Raw genomic sequence first — 24,597 nt, forward strand, 5'->3', positions numbered from 1 at the left:
CTTGTTCAAGCTTCCACCCACGATTCAGGAGAACCCCATGACGACCACCCGCTCCCAAGCCGACGCCTGCACCTGGCTCGATACCGACCACAAGGCAGTCAAGAAGATGTTCAAGGCCTATGACGAACTCACGTCATCCCGTGCCCGTGGGGTGGACGAGAAAAAACGGGAGCTGGCCCGCGAAATCTGCCAGGCGCTGACGGTCCATGCGACCCTTGAGGAAGAGATCTTCTATCCCGCCTTGCGCCAGGCACTGAAGCAAACCGACATCCTGGCCGAGGCTGAGGTGGAGCATGCAGGCGCCAAGGACCTCATCGCACAGATCGAGGCGATGCAGGAGCCCGACGAAGCGTTCGATGCCAGGGTGAAAGTGCTCGGCGAGTACATCGACCACCATGTCAAGGAAGAACGCAACGAGATATTTCCCAAGGCACGTGCCGCACGCGGCGTAGACCTGGTGGCGATGCGCGATGCGTTGCAAGCCCGCAAGGAGGCCCTGATGGGCATGGAGCCGGCCTGAGCCGAAGTAAGAACCCATCGGAGCGTCCACCATGACCACCCCCAAGAAAGCCAATCAATCCATTGCGCCCGTGTCCACGGCAGCTTCCCGGGCTGCGGCCCGTAACACGGACAGTGCCCCTTCCCGTGTGGAGCCGGCAGACGACCGCGCCGCGCAGAAGGCTGCCCAGACCGACCAGCTGGCCCGCGGCATGCCTTTCAATCCCCAGAAGACCGGCGAGCATGGTTTTGACAATGGGGTGTTGGTGCAGGCGGGTGCGACGGTCGCGCCCGAAACCCGCAGGCCCACAGCCAGCACACTCTACGAGGAGCACCACTCGGAGAAGACCGGCAGCGTGGCGGCCGAAGGCATGAACTGGACGATCGAGTCGCTGGACCGCGTGCGCGTGGACAGTGCCGACCAGATGCTGACCACCAACCAGGGTGTGCCCGTTGCCGACAACCAGAACTCGCTGAAATACGGCCTGCGGGGCCCCGCTCTGCTGGAGGACTTCATCCTGCGTGAAAAGCTCACGCACTTCGACCACGAACGCATTCCCGAGCGCATCGTGCACGCGCGTGGCTCGGGTGCACATGGCTATTTCGAGTGCACGGAGGCGCTGACGGAGATCACCCGCGCCGCCCCGTTCCAGGAAGTCGGCAAGATCACCCCGGTGTTTGCGCGCTTTTCAACCGTGCAGGGTGAGCGCGGCTCGAAGGACACTGCGCGCGACGTGCGCGGCTTCGCGGTGAAGTTCTACACCGACGAAGGCAACTGGGATCTGGTGGGCAACAACATGCCCGTGTTCTTCATCCAGGACGCGATGAAGTTTCCGGACCTCGTGCACGCAGTGAAGCCCGAGCCGCATCATCAAATGCCGCAGGCCGCCAGCGCGCACGACACCTTCTGGGACTTCGTCTCCCTCATGCCGGAGTCCACGCACATGCTGATGTGGCTCATGTCGGACCGTGCCATTCCGCGCAGCTACGCGACCATGCAGGGCTTTGGCGTGCACACCTTCCGCATGGTCAACGCGGAGGGCGATTCAGTGTTCGTCAAGTTCCACTGGAACCCCGTGTACGGCACGCATTCCCTGGCCTGGGATGAGGCCGTGAAAATTTCGGGTGCCGACCCGGACTATCACCGCCGTGACCTTTGGGAGCGCATCGAAGCGGGGGCACACCCGGTATTCGAGCTGGCCCTCCAGGTGTTCACCGAAGAGCAGGCCGACGCCTTCAGTTTCGACGTGTTGGACGCGACCAAGCTCATTCCCGAAGAGCTGGTGCCCTTGCGAACCGTCGGGCGCCTGGTGCTCAATCGCAACCCGGACAACTTCTTTGCCGAAACCGAGCAAGTCGCCTTTTGCACGGCGCACATCGTGCCTGGCCTGGACTTCTCCAATGACCCTTTGCTCGCGGGGCGGATCCACTCTTACGTCGACACGCAGATCACCCGGCTGGGCGGTCCGAACTTTCACGAAATCCCGATCAATGCGCCGCTCGCGCCTGTGCACAACCACCAGCGCGACGGCATGCACCGTCAGGCGATCCACCGTGGACGTGTGAACTACGAGCCCAATTCACTGGCGGGCGGTTGTCCCTTCCAGGCGGGTGCGGCGCACGGTTTCGTTTCGGTTCCTGCGCGTATCCAGGCCCGCGAGGAGCAAGGCAAGGTGCGCGCCAAGCCAGACAAGTTTGCCGATCACTACACGCAAGCCACGCTCTTCTACGAAAGCCAGACGCCTGTGGAGCAGGCGCATGTGGTGGCCGCGTTTCGCTTCGAACTGTCCAAGGTCACGGTGCCGGCGATACGGGAGCGCATGGTCTCCTCGCTGCGCCATGTGTCGGACGACCTGGCCGTGCAAGTCGCCGGCGGTCTGGGAATGAAAGAGTTGCCCTCACCCATGCCGCTTGCGCTGGATCAGCCCGCCGCACCCGAAGTGACGTTCTCGGCAGCTCTATCGCTCCAGGCCCGTCCGGGCGATGGCTCCATCCGAGGCCGCAAGGTGGCCATTCTGGTGGCCGATGGCGTTGAGGGCCGCTCGCTCGTGGAGATCCAGGCGACCTTGTTGGAGCAGGGAGCCGTTGCACGGTTTGTCGCACCGCGCATCGGCTTGGTGATGACCACGGATGGCGTGACCATCAACGCGGACGCTTCCCTGGAAAACGAACCTGGCTTTTTGTTCGATGCGCTGGTTCTTCCGGACGGAGAGGCCGGGGTGCATGAGCTCGCGCGCGATGGACACACCGCAGAGGTTGTTCGAGACCAGCACAGGCATTGCAAACCCATCCTCGTCATGCCCGCGTCTCGCGAGCTGCTGGTGAACGCCGGGGTGCCGTGGACGCTCCCCTCTGGCGAAGCCGACCCCGGGATCATCGTCGGGCCCGACACAGCCGCATTTGCGCGGGCCATCGCGAGGCATCGGCACCACGAGCGCGAGACAGATCCGCCATCGCCGTGAGGTGGGCGTCGCCAACGCGGGTCCAGGTTGTGAGCCAGTGTCTGCGTACCCTGATGCTTCTTGTAGAAGAATCAGGGTCTTTGCTGCAACGAACACGCCCATCACCATGCTGCGCTACCTCACCGTTCCTGTCACCGCCTTTGCCCAGAACTGCTCGATCGTCTGGTGCGACGACACGCTGGAGGCTGCCGTGATCGACCCCGGCGGCGACCTGGAGCGATTGCTGGCCGAGGTGCAGCGCCTGGGGCTGAGCCTCAAGGCCATCTGGCAGACGCATGCGCACATCGACCACGCGGGAGGGACCGCAGAGCTGTCGCGCCGCCTGGGTCTGCCCATCATCGGCCCGCACCCGGGCGACCAGTTCTGGATTACCGGGCTGCCGCAGCAGGGCGCGATGTTCGGCTTTCCGCCCGCCGAGGCGTTCACCCCCACGCGCTGGCTGGCCGATGGCGACACGGTGCAGGTCGGCCGCTGCACGCTCAACGTGCGGCACTGCCCGGGCCACACGCCGGGGCACGTGGTGTTTCATTCGCCTGAGGCGCAGCGTGCGTTTGTGGGCGACGTGCTGTTTGCGGGCAGCATCGGCCGCACCGACTTCCCGCAGGGCAACCACCAGCAACTGCTCGACAGCATCAAGCAGCGCCTGTGGCCCATGGGCGACGACACCGTGTTCATTCCCGGCCACGGGCCGGAGAGCACGTTGGGCGCCGAGCGGCGCAGCAACCCCTACGTGCGCGACCGCGCCTAGCCCTTGCGGGCCTGCTCGTACAGCCCCTGCACCTTGGGCAGGTTGGCTTCGAGCTGGCGAATGCGCTCCGGGCCGCTGGGGTGGGTGGAGAGGAAGCTCGCGTTCGAGCCCCCGCTGTTGGCGGCCATCTTCTGCCACAGCGTGACGCTGGCGCGGGGCTGGTAGGCCGAGCGCGCGGCCAGCTCCAGGCCCACCAGGTCGGCTTCGGTTTCGTCTTCGCGGCTGAACTTGAGCGTGAGCAGCTGCGTGCCCAGGTTGGCGGCCACGTCCCCGAGCTGGCCCAGCCCCAGCAGCTGTGCGCCGATGGACAGCACCGCGCTGGTGGCGCCGCTCTTGGCCACGCGTGAGCGGGCATGCTCGCGCAGGGCGTGGGCCATTTCGTGGCCCATGATCATGGCGGTCTCGTCGTCGCTCAGGGCGAGCTTCTCCAGGATGCCGGTGTAGAACGCGATCTTGCCGCCCGGCATGCAGAAGGCGTTGATCTGCGCGCTTTGAATGAGGTTGACTTCCCACTTCCATTGCGGTGCGCGCGAGTTCCACTGCGGCGTGTAGGGAATGATGCGGCGCGCGATGCTGCGCAGGCGTTGCACTTGCGGTGCGCTGTCGGGCATCAGCACGTTCTTGGCTTTGGCCTCGGCCATCATCTGGCCGTACTGCTGGCCCGCCGCGCCTTCGAGCTCATCGGCGGGCACCAGCTTGCGCAGCTGGGAGCCTTCGCCCACGTCCACCTGCGCTGCCGCCGGCAAGGCCGCACCCGCTGCGGCGGCCGTGCCGGCGAGCAGGAAGGCGCGACGGGCCGACCACACGTGTTCCGGGCGGGGGGTCTCAGGGGAGGGGGACTTGAGGTCGCAGAGGAAGCACATGCGTGAATAATAGACAAAGCCGGGTCGTTGTGCCTGCCCGCGTTCACGCCGCTTCCACATTTTTCTTCCCGCCCATGGCCCAGCCACCGACCTTGCCGACGACCGCTTCCGCCGAGGCCGAAGCGCCGGCCCGCCCCACCTGGGGCGAGACCCTGCGTGTGTATCTGGAGCCGGCGAGCCTGCGCATGTTTGCGCTCGGGTTTTCAGCAGGGCTTCCCTTGCTGCTGGTGCTGGGCACGTTGAGCTTTCGCCTGCGCGAGGCCGGCCTGGACCGCACCACCATCGGCTACCTGAGCTGGGTGGGCCTGGCCTATGGCTTCAAGTGGTGCTGGGCGCCGCTGGTGGACCGCCTGCCCATTCCGCTGCTCACGCGCTGGCTGGGGCGCCGGCGCAGCTGGCTGCTGCTGTCGCAGGCTTGCATCATGGCGTCGCTCGTGGGCATGGCGTTGGCCGACCCACGCACCGAGTTGCAGCTGGTCGTGTGGTGCGCGCTGGCTGTAGCGTTTGCGTCGGCCACGCAAGACATTGCGCTCGATGCCTTTCGCATCGAATCGGCCGACATGCGCCACCAGGGCGCGCTGGCCGCCACGTACCAGACGGGCTATCGCCTGGCCATGATCTGGGCTGGCGCGGGCGTGCTGTGGATTGCGGCGCGCGCCGAGCTTGCACCCGCAGTGCCTGCGGCAGGCGCCGTGGCGCCGGGCGCGCTGTACCAGCAGGCCGCCTGGACCACGGCGTACCTGGTCATGGCCGCCAGCATGCTGGTGGGCGTGCTCACGGTGTTGTTCTCGCGCGAGCCGGCGCGCGTGGCGCTGCCGCCCGCCAGGAACGCGGCCGACTGGCTGCGCAGCGCGCTGGTGGAGCCCTTTGCCGACTTCCTCAAGCGCTACGGCAAGCAGGCGCTGCTGATCCTGGCACTCATCGGGGTCTACCGCATCAGCGACGTGGTGATGGGCATCATGGCCAACCCGTTTTATGTGGACATGGGCTACACCAAGGACGAGGTGGCCGCCGTGACCAAGGTGTTTGGCGTGATCATGACGCTCGTGGGGGCCTTCATCGGTGGCGCGCTCTCGCTCAAGCTGGGCGTGATGCGCGTGCTCATGCTCGGCGCCATTCTGTCGGCGGCGAGCAACCTGTTGTTTGCGTGGCTGGCCGGCCACGGGCATGACGTGACGGCGCTGATCCTCGTCATCTCTGCCGACAACCTCAGCGCGGGTGTGGCCTCTGCCGCGTTCATCGCCTACCTGTCGGGCCTCACCAATGTGCAGTACTCGGCCACGCAGTACGCCCTGTTCAGCTCCATGATGCTGCTCGCACCGAAGTGGCTGGCGGGCTACTCGGGCGCGTTTGTCGATGCCTACGATTACCCGACCTTCTTCATCGCCACCGCCTGCCTCGGCGTGCCGGTGCTGGTGTTGATCTGGCTGGCCACGCGGCTTGCGCCGGTGGACGGCAAGCGCTGAGCCTCAGGCCTCACCGAGGCGCGTCAGCAGCGCCTTCACGGCCGGTTTCTGCACCTTGCCCAGCGCGGTCTTGGGCAAGGCGTCCACGCGCTGCCAGCGGCGTGGCCATTTGTAGCGCGCGAGCCGGCCATCCAGAAAGCCCTGCAGCGCTGCGGCCCAGTCTGCGGGCGCGCCTTCGCGCAACACCACCACGGCCACCACCGCCTCGCCCCAGCGCGCGTCGTCTTGCCCGACCACAGCGCACTCCAGCACCAGCGGGTGCTGCACCAGCAGGTTCTCGATTTCGGCGGGGTAGATGTTTTCGCCGCCGGAGATCAGCATGTCCTTGGCGCGGCCCACCACAGTGAAGCTGCCGTCGGCCGCCTGCTGCGCAAGATCGCCGCTGTGGAAGAAGCCATCGGCGTCACAAGCTGGCAGATCGGGCCAATAGCGTTGCACCACATTGGGCGCCCGCACCCATACTTCGCCCACCTCGCCGGCCTCCACTGGCGCGCCATCGGGATGTCGCAACGACACCGCCACGCCCGGCGCGGGCCAGCCGCAGGTGCCGAGGTGGCTGTGCGCATGTTCGGGTGGCAGGGCGATGGAGAACGGACCGGTCTCGGTGCTGCCGTACACGTTGCACACCGGCACGCCGCGCGCGTGACAGACCTCGATCAGCGAGGCGGGCAACAGGCTGGAGCCGGCCCAGATGGCGCGCAGGCTGGCGAGGTCGGTGCCCGCCCATTCGCTGTGGGCGGTGAGCGCCTGCAGGGTGGCGGGCACCTGCAGTGTGAGCGTGGGGCGGTGCGCGCGCAGGCTGTGCAGTGTGGCTCCGGCATCGAAGCGGCTGTGCAGCAGCACCTGTGCGCCCACCGAGAGCGCGGGCAAGGTCTGGATGCACAGGCCGCCCACATGAAAGAGCGGCAGCACGGTGAGCACCACGTCGCGCTCGCCCATGCGCTGCACCTGTGCCGCGATCGCCATGTTGGCCAGCAGGTTGCCCTGCGTGTGCACGGCGCCTTTCGGTGTGCCGGTGGTGCCCGACGTGTATACCAGCAGCGCCGGGTGGCTGTGCGTGCCGCGGTCGTTGATCGTGCCCCGGCTGTTCAGAGGCAGCCCATCCACATGCAACGCCAGGTCGGGCGCCAGCGCCCGTGCGGCATCGGCCAGCGGGGTGTCGTGCAGCAGCTTCACGGGGCGGCAGTCTTGCAGCAGCGCGGACCATTCGGCGGGAGAGAGGCGGTGGTTCACCGGCACCAGCAGGGCACCCAGGCGCGCGAGCGCAAACAGCAGCGCGATCTGGGCCGGGTGGTTCAAGCCCAGCCAGGCCACGCGGTCGCCCTCCTGCACGCCGTGGTCGGTGGCCAGGGTGTGGGCCATGGCATTGGCGCTGCGGGCCAGCCCGGCGTAGGACAGTTGTGCCCAGGGCGCGCCCGGGTCTGCATCGCACCAGCGCAGTGCGGTCGCCTGGGGCCAAGCGCGCGCCTGCTGCTCGAGCAGCGCGGCCAGCGAGGGGGCGGGCCCATCGGGGGCTGTGGGAGACCAGGGTGGGGGCAACGTCATTTACATGACTTTACGTGAGCGGCCCGCGCGCTTCACACGAGGCTGACACGATGGAGGCTTCGGCGGTCGCCGCTACACTGAAACGCATGACTTCCCCTCTGCTGATGATTGAAGACGACAGCCGCCTGGCCCAGATGGTGGTGGAGTACCTCGGCCAGTCGGGCTTTGACGTGACGCACGCGAGCGACGGCGAGCAAGGGCTGGAGCAGTTGCCGTTGATCCAGCCCGAGCTGGTCATTCTCGACCTGATGATGCCCGGCATCGACGGCCTCGAAGTGTGTCGGCGCATCCGCTCTTTGCCAGGCGATGCCGGGCGTGTGCCGGTGCTCATGCTCACCGCCAAGGGCGACCCCATGGACCGCATCATCGGCCTCGAACTGGGTGCCGACGACTACCTGCCCAAACCCTTCGAGCCGCGCGAGCTGCTCGCGCGGGTGCGCGCCGTGCTGCGCCGCCGTGGCGACGTGGGCAGCGCCAGCGTTTCCCGCTCCACGCCGGTGCTGCGCTTTGGCTCGCTCGAAATCGACCGCGATGCCCGCACCGTGCAAGTGGCCGGGCAGCCGTGTGAGCTCACCTCCTACCAGTTCGATTTGCTCGTGGCCATGGCCGAGCGCGCGGGGCGCGTGCTCACGCGCGACCAGATCATGGAGGCCGTGCGCGGGCGCGAGCTGGAAGCGTTTGACCGCTCCATCGACGTGCACATTGGCCGCATCCGCATGGCCATCGAGGCCGACAGCAAAGACCCCAAGCGCATCCTGACCGTGCGCGGCGTGGGCTACGTGTTCGCCAAACAGCAAGAATGAGTTCCCTGTTCGGCTCCCGTCTGTATGTGCGCATCTGGCTGGCCGTGGTGGCTGCGGTCACCGTGCTCACGCTGGTGGTCGGCTGGCTGTGGCAGCAGGCGCTGGACGAAGACCGTGCCGAGCGGGAAGCCCGCGTCACCCGCACGATCATCGTGCGCGACGGCACACGGGACATCATTGGCCAGGCGCCAGCCCGCGCGGTGAGCCTGCCCGGCGAAGGCTGGGAGTTCGAGGTCGAGATGAACGACGGCCAGACCTTGTACGTGCTCTTGCCGCGCACCGGTCGCCCGTCGAACAACCCCGGGCGCCGCGCGCCCGAGTGGTTGCAAACGCCCACCGGCTTTGCCTGGCTGCTGGGGCTGGTGGCCCTGGCCGTGGCCCTGGGCGCTTACCCCATCGTGCGGCGCCTCACCAAGCGCCTGGAGACGCTGCAAAAAGGCGTGGAGCGCTGGGGCGACGGCGACCTGTCCACGCGGTTGCCCATGCAGGGCCAGGATGAAGTGGCGTTCCTCGCCACGCGGTTCAACGCCGCGGCCGAGCGGGTGCAGACGCTGCTGCAGTCGCACAAGGCCTTGTTGGCCAACGCCTCGCACGAGCTGCGCTCGCCCCTCGCGCGCATCCGCATGGGGCTCGAACTGCTCGGGCACGACAGCGCGTACGCACCGCAGCGCGCCGAGATCGCGCGCAGCATCGACGAGCTCGATCAATTGATCGACGAGATTCTGCTGGCCAGCCGCCTGGACCTGATCGATGCCCGCGAAGCGTCTGCGCTCGGACCGGTGGAAGAAGTCGACCTGGTGGGCCTGGCGGCAGAGGAGTGCGCGCGCACCGGCGCTGACCTCGACATTGCGCCGGGCGCGTCGCCGGCGCTGGTGCAAGGCCAGTCGCGCCTGCTGCGCCGCGTGCTGCGCAACCTGCTGGAGAACGCACGGCGTTATGGCGGCTCCGGCGCCACCGGTGCACCGCAGGTTCGGCTGAGCATCATGCGCCGCGCGCCGGTCGGCGTGGGCGACGCGTCCGGCGTGGTGATGTGGGTGGAAGACCGCGGGACCGGCGTGCCGCCAGACCAGCGCGAGCGGATCTTCGAGCCGTTCTACCGCCTGCCGGGGGCCAGCGAACGGGAGGGCGGCGTTGGTCTGGGGCTGTCTCTCGTGAAGACCATCGTGGAGCGCCACGGCGGCGTGGTGCGCTGCGAGGACCGACCCGGCGGTGGCGCCCGCTTTGTGATCGAGCTGCCTGCCTGAAGCCACGCGGGCGCCGGCCTGTGTCCTGGTTTTATTCACCAAGAAAATCGGCCGAATCCTACAAATGGGGGATGGTCGAAAGCGATGCGGCGGCGCACAATTCGTGGCGATGCTGTCACCACATCAGAACAACAGATCCGGCAAACACCACACGTCATGAAAAACGTTTGAAACTGGTCTCCCAACGACGTCCCTTCAAGGACTTTCAAAAGCCACCGCAAGGTGGCTTTTTTTTGTTCAGTCACGCGACGCGTTCTGCGCAACGCCGGGAGACGTGTGCAGCCAGTCCACCACATCGCCAGTAGGTTGGTAGCCCTGCACGCACGACTGCAGCAGCTTGCGCACCCTGGACACGTCATTGACCGCCATCGCCGCCTCCAGCTTGGAGAGCACCCCCTGCAACTCGCGCCAGGAAAACAGGTGTTCCTGCGCCTTCATGATGCGAGGGTGCTGCGTGGGCTGCGGGTTGTCGCCGATCAGCAGCTCTTCGTAGAGCTTCTCGCCCGGCCGCAGGCCCGTGATCTGGATCTCGATATCGCCTGTCGGGTTGTCTTCGGTTTTCACCTGCAGGCCAGAGAGCTCGACCATGCGCTGCGCCAGATCCACGATGCGCACGGGTTCGCCCATGTCGAGCACGAACACGTCGCCGCCTTCGGCCATGGCGCCGGCCTGAATCACCAGCTGGGCCGCTTCGGGAATGGTCATGAAGTAGCGCGTGATGTCTGCGTGCGTGAGGGTGATGGGCCCGCCGCTCTGGATCTGCTCGCGAAACAGCGGCACCACCGACCCGCTGGAGCCCAGCACGTTGCCAAAGCGCACCATCGCAAAGGTGGTACCGCCGGTGGCGTCTGCGGCCAAGGCTTGCAGCACCATTTCGGCCAGGCGCTTGCTGGCGCCCATCACATTGGTCGGGCGCACGGCCTTGTCGGTGCTGATGAGCACGAAGTGCGCGGCGCCCGCGGCTTGCGCCGCGCGCGCACACACCAGGGTGCCCCACACGTTGTTGCGCAGCCCTTGCACCGGGTTGTGCTCCACCAGCGGCACATGCTTGTAGGCGGCGGCGTGGTACACGGTGTCGGGCCGCCACGCCTGCATGATCTGCGTGATGCGCGCTTCGTCCTGCACAGAGGCCAGCAATGGAATGAGCTGCACGGCATGCACCGCATTCGCGTCCTGGCTTTCGAAAGCGGCCTCCAGCTCGCGGTGGATTTCATACAGGGCGAACTCGCTGTTTTCCACCAGCAACAAGGTGCTTGGCTGGCCCGCTGCGATCTGCCTGCACAGCTCACTGCCGATGCTGCCACCCGCGCCCGTGACCGCCACCACTTTGCCCCGTATCAACCGGTGCAGCAGCTCGTCGTCGGGCTGCACCGGATCACGGCCCAGCAAGTCCTCAATGTCGAGCTCGCGCACGTCGCTCATGCTCACCCGCCCCGCGGCGAGGTCGGACATGCCGGGCAGCGTGCGCACGCGCACCGGGAAGTGGCGCAACGAATCGAGGATGGCCAGCCGTTGCTGGCGCGTGACGGAGGGCAGGGCGAGCAGCACATCGGTGACGCCCAGGTCAGGGATGAGGTGCGGCAGCTCGGCCGGGTCATAGACCGTGCGGCCGTCCAGCGTATTGCCCTGCAGTTGCGGGTCGTCGTCCAGAAAGCCGAGTAGGCGTTGCTCGTGGCCGCGCGCGAGCGCAGCGGCCAGCTGACGGCCTGCCAAGCCCGCGCCATAAATCAGCATGCCGGGCAGGTGCTCGCGCTGCAGCATGGTGCGGTACAGCCCGCCCAGCCAGTAACGCACTACCACCCGGCTAAAGCCAATCGCCACCAGCAACAGCAGTGGCTGTATGACGCCCACCGTGCGCGGCACGCCCGCAATGCCGATCACGGTGAATACCGTGGCGTAGAACAGGGTGTAGAGCACCATCGCCTGCGCCAGGCTGACCATGGCGTTCCAGCCCGCGTAGCGAAAGATGGCGCGGTACAGGCCAAAGCGGATGAACAAGGGCAGTGCGATCAGCGCAGCGCCCAGGATCGCCAGGCCATGAGCGGGCGTGAGCTGCACCCAGTGCTCCAGGCGCAGACACAACGCGAGCCAGACCGTGAGCGCGCACAGCGAAATGTCCACCAGCACCGCGAACAGGCGCTTGACCATCCGCGGCATGAGCAGCAGCGCGGTGGCTGTGTGGCCACGGTTTTCCCTTGAAAGATTCATTTTTCTAGTGGGCCACACCATCGCGGCGCAGCACTTTGACGAATGTCATCCAGAGGATTCGCAGGTCGAACCACAGGCTCTGGCGCCGCCGATATTCTGCATCCAGCGCCACCTTCTGCGGGATCGGCAACTCGTCCCGCCCGTTCACTTGCGCCCACCCTGTGAGCCCGGGCACCAGCTCGTGCACGCCCTGCTCCGTGCGCAGGGCGATCAGGTCGTCCTGGTTGTACAAAGCCGGGCGCGGGCCCACAAAACTCATGTCGCCCTTCAGGATGCTCCAGAGCTGTGGCAGCTCGTCGAGGCTGCTTTTGCGCAGAAACGGCCCGATGGGCGTCAGGTACTTTGCCGGGTCGGTGAGCAGGTGGGTGGCCACCGCAGGCGTGTCTGTGCGCATGCTGCGGAACTTGGGCATGCGGAAGATGCGGTTGTGGCGCCCGACGCGGTCGCTCCAGTACAGCGCTGGGCCCTTCGAGGTAAGCCGCACGGCGAGAGCTACGAGGAGCACAGGCACCAGCAAGATGGCCGCCGCACACAGCGCCAACAGCAGGTCAAACAGCCGCTTCATACTTTCACCATGCCTGCGGCCGCGCGGCGCAGGCCCTCGTCCACGCTAATCGGCGGCGTCCAGCCGAGCGTTTCGCGCGTGTGGCTGATGTCGACCTGCAGGCTGCCCAGCAGGCGTTGGGCCATGTCACCTTTGCCGATCAACCCGGCGCCCAGCTTCAGCAAAGCAGGTGGAACAGGCAGCAGTCGTGCCGGTGCGTTCATGGCCTGGGCCATTCGCCGCAGCAAATCGGTCGTGGAGAGGTCTTCTCCGTCGCTGACCAGGAAGGTCTGGTTGGCCGCAGCCGGGTGGTCGATGCAGGTGATGAGCAGGTCGACCAGGTTGTCGAGGGCGACGAGGCTGCGGCGGTTGCGGGTGACGGCGCCCAGGGGAAGGGGCAGGCCGCGTTGCACGGCTCGCATGAGGGCTGCGAAGTTGGCTTTGACGCCTGGACCATAGACGAGCGGTGGCCGCACGATGACGACCTCCATGCCGGTTTCCCGCGCGATCTGGCGCAGGCCTTGTTCGGCCTCCATCTTCGAAATGCCGTATGGGTCCAGCGGTGCCGGCGCCTGCTGAGCCGTGAAGGGACGTTCAGCATCGGTGCCCTCTCCGTTCACCTTGACCGAACTCACGAAGATGAAGCGGCGCACGCCCGCTGCTGCTGCCTGGCGTGCCAGGTTGAGCGTGCCTTCCACGTTCACACGCCGGAATTCGCTCAGCGGGTCTGCGGCGGATTCGTCCATGACGTGGACGCGCGCAGCAAGGTGTAAGACCACCTCGCATCCTTCAAGGGCTAAGGTCCATCGGGTATCCCCATCGACAGCACCGACGGCTGTTGCAGAAACATCGCCACCCAAGTAGTTGACCCTGGGCAATCTCAGGCACTCACGCACAGGCATACCCGTCCCGCGAGCGCGTGTACAGAATGCACACCCCACATAGCCGTTCGCACCTGTGACCAATATTCGGCCTGATGACGACGCGGCGGCGCCATTCATGGCTTGCGCCATACCGTGCGATTGACGTAGTCCGTGTAACTCATGACAACGCGCAACACTTGTTGCGCCACGCCAGGTGCTTCGTAGTCAGCGACGACACGTCTTGCAGGCAGGGAATGATGCTGTGCCATCACCACTCGCACCGAATCCAGAACTTGTTGCGGTTTGAGTCCGCTCATGATGAGCGTGCCGACATCCATGCCCTCGGGGCGTTCGTGTGCGTTGCGGACAGTGATCGCAGGTAGATTCAGCAGGGAGGCTTCCTCAGTGATCGTACCGCTGTCAGATATCACGCACGCAGCCTCCATCTGCAGCTTGTTGTAGTCAAGGAACCCGAAAGGTTTGACAAAGCGCACCAGCGGATGTGGTGCTGTGTGATCGAGATCTTCAAGACGCTTTCGCGTGCGCGGGTGCGTCGAGACGATAACCGGGAAGCCGTGGTCCTCGGCCAGCGCATTGAGGCTATCGAGCAGATGACCCAGGTTCTCGGGCACATCCACGTTCTCCTCCCGGTGGATGCTCACCAGGAAGTAACGACCTTGCTGAAGTTCCATGCGCTCCAGTACGTTCGAGGTACGGATTTTGGGCAAATAGTGGTCGACCACTTCACGCATGTGCGAGCCGGTCTTGATGATCGTCTCGGGCCTTACCCCTTCGGCGATCAGATAGCGTCGTGCATGCTCTGAAAGCACGAGATTGATGTCGCTCAGATGGTCCAGCACCTTGCGGTTGAGCTCCTCGGGAACTCGTTGATCAAAGCAACGGTTGCCCGCTTCCATGTGGAACACGGGGATCTTTCGGCGTTTGGCTGACAGGACGGCAAGGCAGGAGTTGGTATCGCCATAGAGCAGCACGGCATCGGGCTGCTCTTCTGCCATCACTTGATCGGACTTGATGATGACCTGACCAATGGTTTGCGCTGCGTTTTCTCCTACCGCATCGAGAAAATGGTCAGGCTTTCGAATCTGCAAATCGTCGAAAAAGACTTGGTTGAGTTCGTAGTCGTAGTTCTGCCCGGTATGTACCAACACATGCTTGGTGTGTTGGTCAAATTCGGCGATGACCCGGCTCATTTTGATGAGCTCCGGTCGCGTGCCAACGATCGTCATGACCTTAAGCATCAAGCTCCTCCTTGATGTAGTCGAGACTGAGAAGCAGCGACTTGATCTCCTCCACATTGAGGCGGTGTGTGTTGTGAGAGGTGTAGTCGTCCAGCGTCGCAATGCCTGCATCGCCTTCGCTGAAGTACTTGGCGTAGTTCAGATCGCGGTTGTCGGCGGGGATACGGTAGTAGTCACCCATATCAACGGCCTGTGCCATCTCTTCACGCGATATCAAGGACTCGTAGAGTTTTTCGCCGTGGCGTGTGCCGATAACCCGTGTTTGCGCATCGGTATGGCCAAAAACCTCCTTGAGGGCCTGGGCGAGATCGCCGACAGTCGAAGCGGGTGCCTTCTGAACAAAGATGTCACCCTGCTGGCCATGTGTAAACGCGTACAGAACAAGATCAACAGAATCCTCGAGCGACATGAGGAAGCGGGTCATGTTCGGGTCGGTCAATGTGACCGGCTGCCCAGCTTTGAGCTGAGAAACAAAAAGCGGGATCACAGAGCCGCGCGAAGCCATCACGTTGCCGTAGCGCGTGGCACAAAACACCGTTTCGCCACTTTGCTGCAATCGCGCTTTGGCCACCATGAGCTTTTCAGCCATGGCTTTGGACATACCCATCGCATTGATTGGATACACCGCCTTGTCGGTTGACAGCACCACGACGCGTTCCACACCCGCTTGGGTTGCTGTCGCCAGCACGTTCTCCGTGCCCATGACATTCGTGCGGATGGCTTCCATCGGATAGAACTCACACGAAGGCACCTGCTTCAGCGCTGCTGCATGAAATACGTAGTTCACCCCTTTCATGGCCTGGCGCAAACTGCTTTCCTCGCGTACATCGCCGATGTAGAAGCGCAGCTTGGGATGGTTGAGGGCGATTCGCATGTCCTCTTGCTTTTTCTCGTCGCGACTGAAAATGCGAATTTCGCGCACGCCGGTATCGAGAAAGCGCTTGAGCACCGTGTTGCCGAAGGAACCAGTGCCACCAGTGATCAGCAATGTCTTGTCTGCAAACATGGACAGTCCTTTATTGAAATGCTCGCATCTGTGCTACCAGCTGAGGCCAAGGTGGTGCGGAATAGCCCGTCGTAGCTTTGAAGCGTTCGCTGTCGAGTGACCGGTCTATCTGGAGATAGTTGTCGGGATCTATCCGCAAATTCTTCTGGTATTCGCGGTTGACCAAGTCCAGCAGCGAGCATTTGGTGATGGGGTCAGAAGACACGTGGTAAACGCCATGCAGTTCAGGGTGTGGCAGTACGAAATCACGAATCACTCTGGCCAGCTCGACGGTGGGCAGACCAGAAAAAATGGCTTTGGTGAACCCCTTGACGCTACCTTCTTGGGAAAGAAACCAGCCGACCAATCCGTGCGCGCTGTCCAGTTCGTGCCCAATGATGGACGTTCTCAACGTGATTGCATGCGGGTAGTCGACTTCACCAAGCAGCTTCGAGCGCCCGTAGAGATCCTGAGCGTCTGGCAAGTCCGACTCTTTGTAGCCGCCCTTGCTTCCCGAAAACACGCAGTCTGTGCTGATGTGGATGAACCGGGCTTTCGACAGCTCGCACAAGCGAGCGATGCGGTGTGGAAGCAGGGCGTTGATGGGTAGCGCCGCAAGAGGGTTATCAGCCTCTCCAAGTTGCTTGACCAACCCAATGCAGTTGATCACCACATCGGGTCTCGCTTGCGAAAACAGACGCACCATGGCATCTGGGTTCTCGACGTCGACGCCAGTGAGCAAATTCTTGCCCAGTGCGCCAGCGAAATGTTTCAGAGCCATGCTGGATCGCGTGCTGCCAAACACGTGCAGAGTCGTATCCCGCGCAAGGTATCGGTATACCGCGTTACCCAGCATCCCCGAAGCACCCAGTACGAGTACTCTCATGAGGCCGTCCTCCTTGCGGAAATCACGTCGTTGAAGTGCATTTTGAGTTGCTCGACCAATTGGGCCGGTTCGAAGTGTTTGTGAAAGTACTGCTGGCCGCGTTGCCCCATCGCTTCACGTTCTGCCAAAGGCGTATTTGCCATTCGCAGAATGGCTTCAGCCAAGAGCTCAGCGTTGCCGGCTGCGCAGCAGAACCCAGAACCTGACTCATCCACAATGCGTGCGCCCTCGCCGTCGAGTGACGCAATGATGGGACGCCCAGCCGCCAGATACGCCTGGATTTTGCTCGGAATGGTTAGGGCAAAGGCGGGGTCTGCACGCAGAGACACCAAGAGCGCCGATGCAGCGCCAAATAGGGTCGGCATATCGGAGGCATCGAAGCGACCCGGTAGCACGACGTTGTGGAGATTCTTTTGGGCGCATTGATCTGCCAGCCAAGGGTCCATGCTTCCACTGCCCACAAGTACCAAGCGGACGTGAGCGTGTGGTTGAAGTTTTTGTGCCGCTTCCAGCACGGTATCAAGCGCCTGTGCAGTGCCAAGGTTTCCCGCAAACAGGACGTTGAAATGCTCGTTCAGTCGCTGTGCCAAATCGCGAGCGTTCTGGCTGGGGGGCGAGTACTTCTGAGGCTGGTACAAATTTGGGTAGTAGTAGATTTTGCCCGGTTGATCGGTGAGCGCCGCTACTGGTGCCACAAACGCACGAGACTGGACCAGGATGCGATCGGTGGCGCGGTAAATTCGCTTCACGGATCTGGCAACCAGACCCAAAAGCCAAGAGTTTTTGACATGACCAGTGGCCGACAAGCTTTCTGGCCACAGATCCTGCACCCAAACCACTAGCGGTAGTTTGTAAAGCCGAGCCAGCCTTACCGCTGCCAGCGCTTGAAGCAAAGGTGAGGGGGCATACACGAACACGACATCAAATGGCGCCGCGCCACGCAACACTCTCCGCCCGAGCAATCCTGCACTTGCGATGAACGAGAGGTAGTTCAGCGCCAGTCCCATTCTGGACTTTTGCCCTCGCGGAACGATGGGGACACGATAAATGGAGATGTTCTCAAACTGCTCACGCTCGCATCCCAAGGCGCGGTAGCCAGCAAACACTTGTCCTGACGGGTAATTGGGCTTTCCGGATAGCACCGTGACCGTCACGCTTTGCTGATTGAGTTGCCGCGCAAGGTCGTTGATCGGAAAGTTCTCCGGCCAGAAGTACTGTGTAACCAGCAGCACATGCATATCAGGCGATACCTCGAAGCTTCTGCCAGAACTCCGTGGCGACTGGGGGGCATTGAGGCACTTCGAAGCGCCCTAAGTAACGCATGACCGCGCGCGATATGGAGAGCGCAGATGAGGGATCGAAACTGGCGTCGGGCTCTATGACGTCTCGCACGTAGTCCAGCTCGGAGGCCAAGATGGGCAATCCAGAAGCGCGCGCCTCGATCAACGGAAGGCCAAACGATTCGAACAGCGAGGGAAATATCAATGCGCGGCTCTGTGCATAGAGCGCCGGCATATGGGCAGCATCTGATTTCTGGTTGTGGATGCGGAGCCCTTCACCGGCCTGGCGAGCCCGAATCCAGTCGAGCAATAGGGCGTCATTGGACTCATCCAAAGTCAGGCACAAGCTCGGACGGATCCCTTTTTGAGCGAGCATTCCCCAAGCTTCGATCAGTTTGCGATGGTTCTTGTGAGGTTCCCCTGACGCGACGTAAATGAAGTCAAATGATGGTGACCGATCATCGCGTGCGCGCATGCCATTGGGTGCGAAGGGAAGAACTTCGCAGCTGCGCCGCAGGTTCTGGCGAACTTCGTTAGCCATGGTTTCGGTCTGAACGATCACTGTTGCATCTCGCAAGTACCGTCTAAGCCACAACCTTTCGAGGTGAATGCGCACCTGCGCTTTCAATGGCAGGCCCTTCAGCGAGCGATGTGCAGAGAGGTAGCGGTTTTGAAGGTAAACGAATACTTTGCCGCTGCACTCGCGCAAAGGCGGAAGGTTGCCGAAACAAAGTACGACATCTTGGGGGTAACAAGCCTTGCTCAGTTGCGCTTCTGCATTCCATCGCTGACGCAGGCTTGGCGCTACACGAACCACTTGCAACGCTGAAGGCGTCGTTTCTGGCAGCTGCATCCTGGCATCGATGAAGGCCATGTCAGGCCCATTCGGGGCTGTCAACAAATCTCGAAGCAGCGTTGCACCTCCCCCCTGATGGACGTTGGGTGCATGAACGATGAGGCGAGGTCCAGTTGTATCCCTCGCGGCGTTTTCGAGCCTGGTCATGGATACGCCCATCTCAACACACCAGAGAATCTGAGGCGCGCTTTCCAAAGCGCGAAACACGGTGAGAGCATGAGAGCAACCCAGATCCAGACGGGGTAGACCTGATAGCGCATGAGTACGCCAACCGCAAAGCAGAATGCCGCCGTGGCTAGCGCATATGTGGTCTCAACCGTACGTTGATGCAGGTAAGCATGAACGCCTAACCAAATTGCATATACCCAAAAAATCACCAAGGCGCAGATTCCTAGCCATCCACTGTCGTCGTATGCAGTGAGCAGCCCGGAATCTCTTTGCTCTCCTGCAAAGCGACCTTCAACTGCGATCACTGTTTCTGGTTTGAGCATGAGGTTGGCGAATTCACCGGTCATTGAAAAACCAAGCTCGCGAAGAACTACCGCGAGAATCTGGATTGGAGCGTCGACCAGTCGCATGGCCAGTACCCAGAAGTGCTTGGCGGGACCTTGGCCGCCGAGATTCCACCAGGCAATTGAGAGCGCTGCGGCGAGCAGCAGGCCCAATATGTAGACCAGTGCTGGTGTGAACCTGCTCCTTGCTCCAGCCGGCAGCATCGAACCTGTAGCCAGGAGGAAAAACAGAAGCAGGCAACCGAGGCTGCGCGAGGAGGCAAGGTAAATGCCTACACCTGCGAGGAAGATGCCTGGTAGCAGCACCCAGTTCTCTTTATCTCCAGCTGCCTTGTGCCAGCGAAAACCAAAGAAGGCCGCAAGCATCGTGCAAAAGAGCCCAAACAGATTTGGATTGAAGAACAAAGAGCTTGCTCGCACAACCATCAATTCATCAACCGTGTAGAACGATGCCCATGCCACATCGCTTGAAATTTCGTAGACGGCTAGGCCTACGGAGATCAGCAACAGCAGGCATAAAGCGCTCGCCATGAATCGTGCAGAGTTTTCTGAACGCGATCGCGTCATGATTTCTCCGTTCAAGGCATTCGCGCCAGCGGCGATCAGGAGCAGCATGCCGACCAATGACAAAGTGTTGATCACTCTTTGCGAGTCGGGTGGTGTGTCCAGCGTGAACATGCCGATGAGCAGCATTGACGCGAGTGCCGTGGGAATGGGGCGCGGTATCGCCGCGATCGAGGTGCATCGAGTCAAAAGCAGTAGGCTGGCTACAACAGTGGCAGCCGCCAACGCCTTGATGATGTGAGGGCTTCCTGACTGCCTTAACGCAGTGATGTCGTCCAGTGGCGAACCGTCAAACATCATGACGACGCTGGGAAGGAAGTAGATGACCGAGCTCGCCAGCAGCAGGAACGCAATCCATATGGCGTCCTTGCGCCAACAGAACGCGGCGAGCGCGCTTGTCCCGGCGATCATTAGCCACTCTGTCGTATGCACCATCATTGCTTTACCAGTGATTCTGGGCTGAACACGTCGCAATCACTCGTAAACGACTTTGCGCAACGCTTTGAGGTAGGCGTCGCCCCAGCGCTGATCTGGCTCCATGTAGTTCCCCTCTGCCCACTCGTTCCACGACTTCAGGAATACCAGACGTTGCTCTGGAGCTCGGGATGAAACAGACGCGATGGCCTCGTTCATATGCTTTTCAAACAGGTCTGGCGTTGAATGGGTCAACACCAGACCTTTGCGACCCGAGCGGGGCGTGTGGTCCCAGTTTGGGTAGGCGCACGGATAGGCGTCAAAACTGAACTTGTCCAGATCAGGTATGAGATGTCTTATGGCCTCTTCGTACCTCTCAGTACGTGGCCCCCCCAAGTCCAGCTTTTTACTGGCACCCCAGAACAGCCATTTAGCCTTGTTCACCAACGCATTGCTGGCCGTGATCAGCCCCAGTGTGCTAATTACGCCACCATCCAAACCCAGGCTCGAAGCATCCTCGAAATCGAGCAAGTTATTGCCGAGAACGTACAGGCCCTTCAACCCCGCCTGGTGCGCCCACTCTCGCCAACGGTCGAGGCGGCGCTTTGCATCTGGCAGCTTCAGTGGTTTGTAGATGTAGAGCAGCGGACGGCCATCTACAGTGATGTATCTGTCGTCGCTAAAGGCTCTAAGCAAATAGTCGAAATGAGCGCGGTCGTCGGTCTCGCCTGGATAGGTCTGCTCAATGAGCATGCGACGGGGTTCGTTGTTCCACACCCCTGTCCAGGATTCATTGGCCCAGCCCAAGCAAAATGGAAAATCAGGGCGCCCAGATTCAAGCACTTCCTCAAACGGGCGTTCGAGCAATCGACGTCCTGCAAACCAGTAGTGCCAGTAGCAAAAGCCTTCTACCCCGTGGGTAGACGCCATCTCGGCCTGTATCTCCCGGACTTCTGGCACTCGAAGATCGTAAAAGCCCAGATCGGCGGGTAGACGCGGCTGCTCATGTCCATCGAACAAAGGACGCGCGCGAGCCACGTTGGTCCATTCAGTAAAGCCCTTGCCCCACCACTGGTCGTTTTCTTCAATGGGGTGGAACTGTGGCAGGTAGAAGGCGATGACTCGCGCCTTCTTCCGGGCGTTCAGATTGTTCATTCGCTGCAAGGGGATTCAGGGCACTGACACAACTTCCAACTCAGGCAGCGGGAATACCAGCTGTACACCCGATAGCTTCGTGTTTGCGACAAAGAACCTCCGAAAGTGCCAAGGCAAGACAATCAGGTAATCGGGTTTGCTTTGCAGCAGCTCCGCTTCCGGCACGATGGGGATCCAGGTGCCGGGCGTAAAGCAACCAAATTTCTCGGCGTTCACCTCGCCAACACTCGCCACATGGTCGGTGGTGATGCCGCAATACTGAAGCAGCACATTGCCCTTGGTAGAAGCCCCCAGCACTGCGATCGTTTTTCCCTGCGCGCGCTTCTGGCTGATGAAATCGAGCAGCCGTTGCCTGGTCTCCTCTACGCGGCGAGCAAAAGCTTGGTAAGGCACTAAGGTGTCAAGGCCATTCCTCTCCTCTTCTTCAAGCACCTTTCGCACCTCTGGGGCCAGATCTGTACTCGCTTGCGACTTCTCGACGGTGACTGAAAAACTACCACCGTTGACGTCGTTGAACTCGACATCCTTGATGCGGAAGCCTGCATGCTCCGCCATCCATTGAATCTGGCGCAGTGCATAGAACTCCAGGTGTTCATGGCATACGGTGTCATAAGAGTTCGTAGCGAGCATCGTGGGCATGTAGCTCTGCTCAAACACCCAGATGCCGTCGTCGGCCAGGACGTCATGGACCTGGCGCATGAAGCCTAGAGGATCTTCCAGGTCGTAGAACATGGAGAAGGAGGTCACCACTCGGGCCTTCTTGCCAGGAAAGCGTTCCTTCACCAGGGCAGCGGAGAAAAAATCCGGAATCAGCTGGATGTGCTGTGGGTAGTAGGTCTTGAACTTCACGCCAGTCGGGTCCACACCCACCAGCACCGGCCCGTTGGCCGGGTACGCCTGCAGAGTGGTACTGTCGTTGCTGCCGATATCGATGACCAGATCGCCCGCCTGCAGGTTCACCATGCCCAGGATGCGCTTCACCTTGTTGTGAAGGTGCGCAACCATGCTGGCGTTCAGGCCGGAGCGGTAGCCGTAGTTTTCGCCATACATCTCGCCTAGGTCGTAGGAGTGCTCCAACTGCAGCAGGCCGCAGGCATCATTCGAACCTGTGCACTTCACCAAGCGAAGTGGCCCTGTAGTGACTTCCGCTTCTCTTTCGCGAGGGAACACACCGGTGAGCATTTGCTCACCCAAATCGAGCACGCGCTCTAGTTCTGTATTGCCGCAGATACGGCATTTCTCAATTATTTTGTACATCAGTTTCACCTCCATTTTTTCCTAAATCCAAATCGTTCAAAACCTGCATGTCTGTGTCTACCATCATACGAATCAATACCTCGAAAGACACGTTGGGCTCCCAGCCCAATACGGCTCGGGCTTTGGCGGATGAGCCGACTAGCAATGCAGGCTCTGCAGGACGATAGGCCTTTAAATCTTCCCGAACATAATTCCGGTAATCGAGTCCTACATGACTAAATGCCAGTTCACATAGCTGACGAACAGAATGGGCTCGTCCAGTTGAAATGACGTAGTCTTCAGCGTGCTGTTGTTGGAGCATGAGCCACATAGCACGGACATAGTCTCCAGCGAAACCCCAGTCTCTTTGAGCATCTAGGTTGCCTATTTGCAACTCGGATGCAAGGCCTAGCCGAATCTGTGCTGCTGCGCGTGAAATTTTTCGGGTAACGAATCCAAGGCCTCGTTGCGGACTCTCATGATTGAATAATATAGCGGAGCATGCATATAAATTGTACTTACTCCTATAAATGCGAATCATTGTGTCTGCATATGCTTTCGCAGCGCCGTACGGACTCCTTGGATTTATAGGCGTCGATTCATCTTGTGGACTTGGCGGTGCGTCGCCGAAAATCTCTCTACTAGAAGCTTGGCATAAACGGATTCTGCTGTCGATCTTTCTTATCGATTCCAGAATTCTCAAAACGAGCATCCCGTTGGTTTCGCCAATAGAGACTGGGTCCTCATACATGCCAGAGCCCGATGACATCGCTGCGAGATTATATATTTCTCTTGGTCGATATTTGTCGATTACATCCGATATGCTTTGTGAATTACTGAAGTCTGCCTCAACGAGGCTGACCGATTGATCGCGCAAATGAATGGCTTTGGAACGGGCTTCGTCTAGGCTGCGAGTGATGCCAATCACTCGATAGTTCTTTTCTGCTAGGAGCTTCAAAAGGTAGAAGCCGTCCTGCCCCGAAATGCCAGTAACAAGCGCGCTATTCATTGAATTTAAATGATGTCAGGCGGTGTTCGGTCAATTTGGCACTGCTCGACCAATCAAAGCATTTGTGTGCAAATAGGCGCCCGTTGGCAGACACGCTGTCCCAGTTGATGCCATCTAACAAATCGCTCACCCGGTTTGCAAAATCTATCGGATTGTTGGCGACATAGAGATGCTTTCCTGATACCGCATTAATTCCGCTATTTCCAGCACTTGTGGTGACCACAGGTGTCCCTAAAGACATGGCCTCGAGCACTTTCGTTTGCACGCCGATTTCGACACGAATCGGGCAGATACTAACCAGTGCGCGTTTAATGTAGGATGAAATAACAGGTACTTTCCCCGTGACTTCAATCTTTGACCCATGATCAGCAGCGGCTGCGATGATTCGTGGATCAGGGTGCGCTCCAACTATGAGCAAACGAATAGTAGGATGTCGTGCTGTGACAAGAGGAAATATCTTGGCAATGAAGTAAAGGACTGCGTCTATATTGCTCGGGTGAAACATGCTGCCCGAGAAGATTATGCATTGATCTCTTTCAGTAAAGCTGGTGGGATGAATTGCTTGGAAAGAATCGACTCCGTATGGAATGTGTGAAAGATTCTTTAAGCCGGTCCTGGCCATCATCTTTGTAACGTCAGCAGAAGAAAGCAAATAGACTTCTGCTAATTGCCCTAACATTTTTTTCTCATACCTAGCTGTCAAGACGGCAAGTGCTCGAATCTTTAGTTTTTGCCACGTGCTCCAAATCTCTAATCGTGCAATTGCTTCAAGCTTAAGTGCTTGTGGATCTTCGATATTGGCAAATGTGATTTTCAGAGCAGAAGTGGGTATGTATTGTATTGCGGTAAGCTCGAAAAGCAAAATCCTATCTACTGCATTGGCTTTAAGGAATTTCTTCACCTGCGCGTTCATTGCATCGGATTGATGCGTTGTAAAGGATGGCGGAATTAATCTTGCGCTATTTAAGATGCGCAGAAACTGCTTTGAGGCTCGACTTGCGTAGCTTGGTTCAACAGCTATAACATTAATTCCAAAAGCATGCCCTTCACTGGCTGAAGCTCCCGGGTGGATCAATGTAATTTTGTGCTGTTGCAATAAATGCTTGATGGTATTAAGAGCAACAATGCCACTACCCGTTTGCGATCCAAACGGGGATGTGGTCATAACGATTAAAATCTCCATCTTAGAACGTATTC

Annotated in this window: 21 protein-coding genes; 6 read left to right on the forward strand and 15 right to left on the reverse strand. The window is 60.9% G+C overall.

Annotated features, from left to right (window positions below):
- Positions 1–37: 37 nt before the first annotated feature.
- The 3 genes from KXJ60_RS09265 to KXJ60_RS09275 all read left to right on the forward strand — a co-directional run bounded on the left by KXJ60_RS09265 (position 38) and on the right by KXJ60_RS09275 (position 3,708).
- A complete protein-coding gene (locus KXJ60_RS09265) occupies positions 38–520 on the forward strand; it encodes a hemerythrin domain-containing protein (RefSeq protein ID WP_291126535.1) in 483 nt (160 codons plus the stop codon).
- A gap of 31 nt (positions 521–551) precedes the next feature.
- Positions 552–2,960, forward strand: a complete 2,409-nt coding sequence (locus KXJ60_RS09270) for a catalase (RefSeq protein ID WP_291126537.1) — start codon at positions 552–554, stop codon at positions 2,958–2,960.
- Positions 2,961–3,066: 106 nt separating this feature from the next.
- A complete protein-coding gene (locus KXJ60_RS09275; protein ID WP_291126539.1) occupies positions 3,067–3,708 on the forward strand; it encodes an MBL fold metallo-hydrolase in 642 nt (213 codons plus the stop codon).
- On the opposite strand, the gene KXJ60_RS09280 is transcribed toward KXJ60_RS09275, so the two are convergent.
- A complete protein-coding gene (locus tag KXJ60_RS09280; protein WP_291126541.1) occupies positions 3,705–4,571 on the reverse strand; it encodes a M48 family metallopeptidase in 867 nt (288 codons plus the stop codon). The two genes, KXJ60_RS09275 and KXJ60_RS09280, sit on opposite strands and share 4 nt — an antisense overlap.
- A gap of 74 nt (positions 4,572–4,645) precedes the next feature.
- Between KXJ60_RS09280 and KXJ60_RS09285 the strand changes: the two genes are divergently transcribed.
- Positions 4,646–6,037 (forward strand): AmpG family muropeptide MFS transporter, encoded by a 1,392-nt coding sequence (locus KXJ60_RS09285; protein ID WP_291126542.1) that lies wholly within the window; start codon positions 4,646–4,648, stop codon positions 6,035–6,037.
- A gap of 3 nt (positions 6,038–6,040) precedes the next feature.
- Here KXJ60_RS09285 and KXJ60_RS09290 read toward each other — a convergent pair whose 3' ends face one another.
- Complete coding sequence (locus KXJ60_RS09290; RefSeq protein ID WP_291126544.1) at positions 6,041–7,582, reverse strand: AMP-binding protein; 1,542 nt, start codon at positions 7,580–7,582, stop codon at positions 6,041–6,043.
- A gap of 86 nt (positions 7,583–7,668) precedes the next feature.
- Between KXJ60_RS09290 and KXJ60_RS09295 the strand changes: the two genes are divergently transcribed.
- Together KXJ60_RS09295 and KXJ60_RS09300 are read left to right on the forward strand one after the other, a co-directional pair.
- The gene (locus KXJ60_RS09295; protein ID WP_291126546.1) at positions 7,669–8,385 is read left to right on the forward strand and encodes a response regulator transcription factor; all 717 of its coding nucleotides are present in this window, start codon (positions 7,669–7,671) and stop codon (positions 8,383–8,385) included.
- The gene (locus KXJ60_RS09300) at positions 8,382–9,629 is read left to right on the forward strand and encodes a HAMP domain-containing sensor histidine kinase (protein ID WP_291126548.1); all 1,248 of its coding nucleotides are present in this window, start codon (positions 8,382–8,384) and stop codon (positions 9,627–9,629) included. Before KXJ60_RS09295 ends, KXJ60_RS09300 begins: the two co-directional genes overlap by 4 nt.
- Positions 9,630–9,866: 237 nt before the next feature.
- On the opposite strand, the gene KXJ60_RS09305 is transcribed toward KXJ60_RS09300, so the two are convergent.
- The 13 genes from KXJ60_RS09305 to KXJ60_RS09365 all read right to left on the reverse strand — a co-directional run bounded on the left by KXJ60_RS09305 (position 9,867) and on the right by KXJ60_RS09365 (position 24,565).
- Positions 9,867–11,837, reverse strand: a complete 1,971-nt coding sequence (locus tag KXJ60_RS09305; protein ID WP_291126550.1) for a nucleoside-diphosphate sugar epimerase/dehydratase — start codon at positions 11,835–11,837, stop codon at positions 9,867–9,869.
- Between the two features lie 4 nt (positions 11,838–11,841).
- Positions 11,842–12,402 carry a sugar transferase gene (locus tag KXJ60_RS09310; protein WP_291126552.1) on the reverse strand — a complete coding sequence of 187 codons (561 nt, stop codon included), beginning with the start codon at positions 12,400–12,402 and terminating at the stop codon, positions 11,842–11,844.
- Positions 12,399–13,394, reverse strand: coding sequence for an SDR family oxidoreductase (locus KXJ60_RS09315; RefSeq protein ID WP_363318067.1), 996 nt, complete (start codon positions 13,392–13,394; stop codon positions 12,399–12,401). Before KXJ60_RS09315 ends, KXJ60_RS09310 begins: the two co-directional genes overlap by 4 nt.
- The gene (gene wecB, locus KXJ60_RS09320; RefSeq protein ID WP_291126554.1) at positions 13,379–14,503 is read right to left on the reverse strand and encodes a UDP-N-acetylglucosamine 2-epimerase (non-hydrolyzing); all 1,125 of its coding nucleotides are present in this window, start codon (positions 14,501–14,503) and stop codon (positions 13,379–13,381) included. The genes KXJ60_RS09315 and wecB overlap by 16 nt, the downstream gene beginning before the upstream one ends.
- Positions 14,496–15,509, reverse strand: coding sequence for a polysaccharide biosynthesis protein (locus tag KXJ60_RS09325; RefSeq protein ID WP_291126556.1), 1,014 nt, complete (start codon positions 15,507–15,509; stop codon positions 14,496–14,498). The genes wecB and KXJ60_RS09325 overlap by 8 nt, the downstream gene beginning before the upstream one ends.
- Positions 15,510–15,519: 10 nt before the next feature.
- A complete protein-coding gene (locus KXJ60_RS09330) occupies positions 15,520–16,374 on the reverse strand; it encodes an SDR family oxidoreductase (protein ID WP_291126558.1) in 855 nt (284 codons plus the stop codon).
- A complete protein-coding gene (locus KXJ60_RS09335) occupies positions 16,371–17,612 on the reverse strand; it encodes a glycosyltransferase family 4 protein (protein ID WP_291126560.1) in 1,242 nt (413 codons plus the stop codon). Before KXJ60_RS09335 ends, KXJ60_RS09330 begins: the two co-directional genes overlap by 4 nt.
- Before the next feature lies 1 nt (position 17,613).
- On the reverse strand, positions 17,614–18,528 hold the full coding sequence (locus tag KXJ60_RS09340; protein ID WP_291126562.1) for a glycosyltransferase: 915 nt from the start codon (positions 18,526–18,528) through the stop codon (positions 17,614–17,616).
- A 125-nt stretch (positions 18,529–18,653) separates the two neighbouring features.
- Positions 18,654–20,024 (reverse strand): hypothetical protein, encoded by a 1,371-nt coding sequence (locus KXJ60_RS09345; protein ID WP_291126564.1) that lies wholly within the window; start codon positions 20,022–20,024, stop codon positions 18,654–18,656.
- A 36-nt stretch (positions 20,025–20,060) separates the two neighbouring features.
- Positions 20,061–21,155 carry a glycoside hydrolase family 99-like domain-containing protein gene (locus KXJ60_RS09350; RefSeq protein WP_291126566.1) on the reverse strand — a complete coding sequence of 365 codons (1,095 nt, stop codon included), beginning with the start codon at positions 21,153–21,155 and terminating at the stop codon, positions 20,061–20,063.
- A gap of 15 nt (positions 21,156–21,170) precedes the next feature.
- The gene (locus KXJ60_RS09355) at positions 21,171–22,412 is read right to left on the reverse strand and encodes a class I SAM-dependent methyltransferase (RefSeq protein WP_291126646.1); all 1,242 of its coding nucleotides are present in this window, start codon (positions 22,410–22,412) and stop codon (positions 21,171–21,173) included.
- A complete protein-coding gene (locus KXJ60_RS09360; protein WP_291126568.1) occupies positions 22,396–23,400 on the reverse strand; it encodes a GDP-mannose 4,6-dehydratase in 1,005 nt (334 codons plus the stop codon). Before KXJ60_RS09360 ends, KXJ60_RS09355 begins: the two co-directional genes overlap by 17 nt.
- The gene (locus KXJ60_RS09365) at positions 23,393–24,565 is read right to left on the reverse strand and encodes a glycosyltransferase (protein WP_291126570.1); all 1,173 of its coding nucleotides are present in this window, start codon (positions 24,563–24,565) and stop codon (positions 23,393–23,395) included. Before KXJ60_RS09365 ends, KXJ60_RS09360 begins: the two co-directional genes overlap by 8 nt.
- Between the last annotated feature and the right edge of the window lie 32 nt (positions 24,566–24,597).

The organism is Hydrogenophaga sp., assembly GCF_019264445.1.
Lineage (GTDB): Bacteria > Pseudomonadota > Gammaproteobacteria > Burkholderiales > Burkholderiaceae_C > Hydrogenophaga.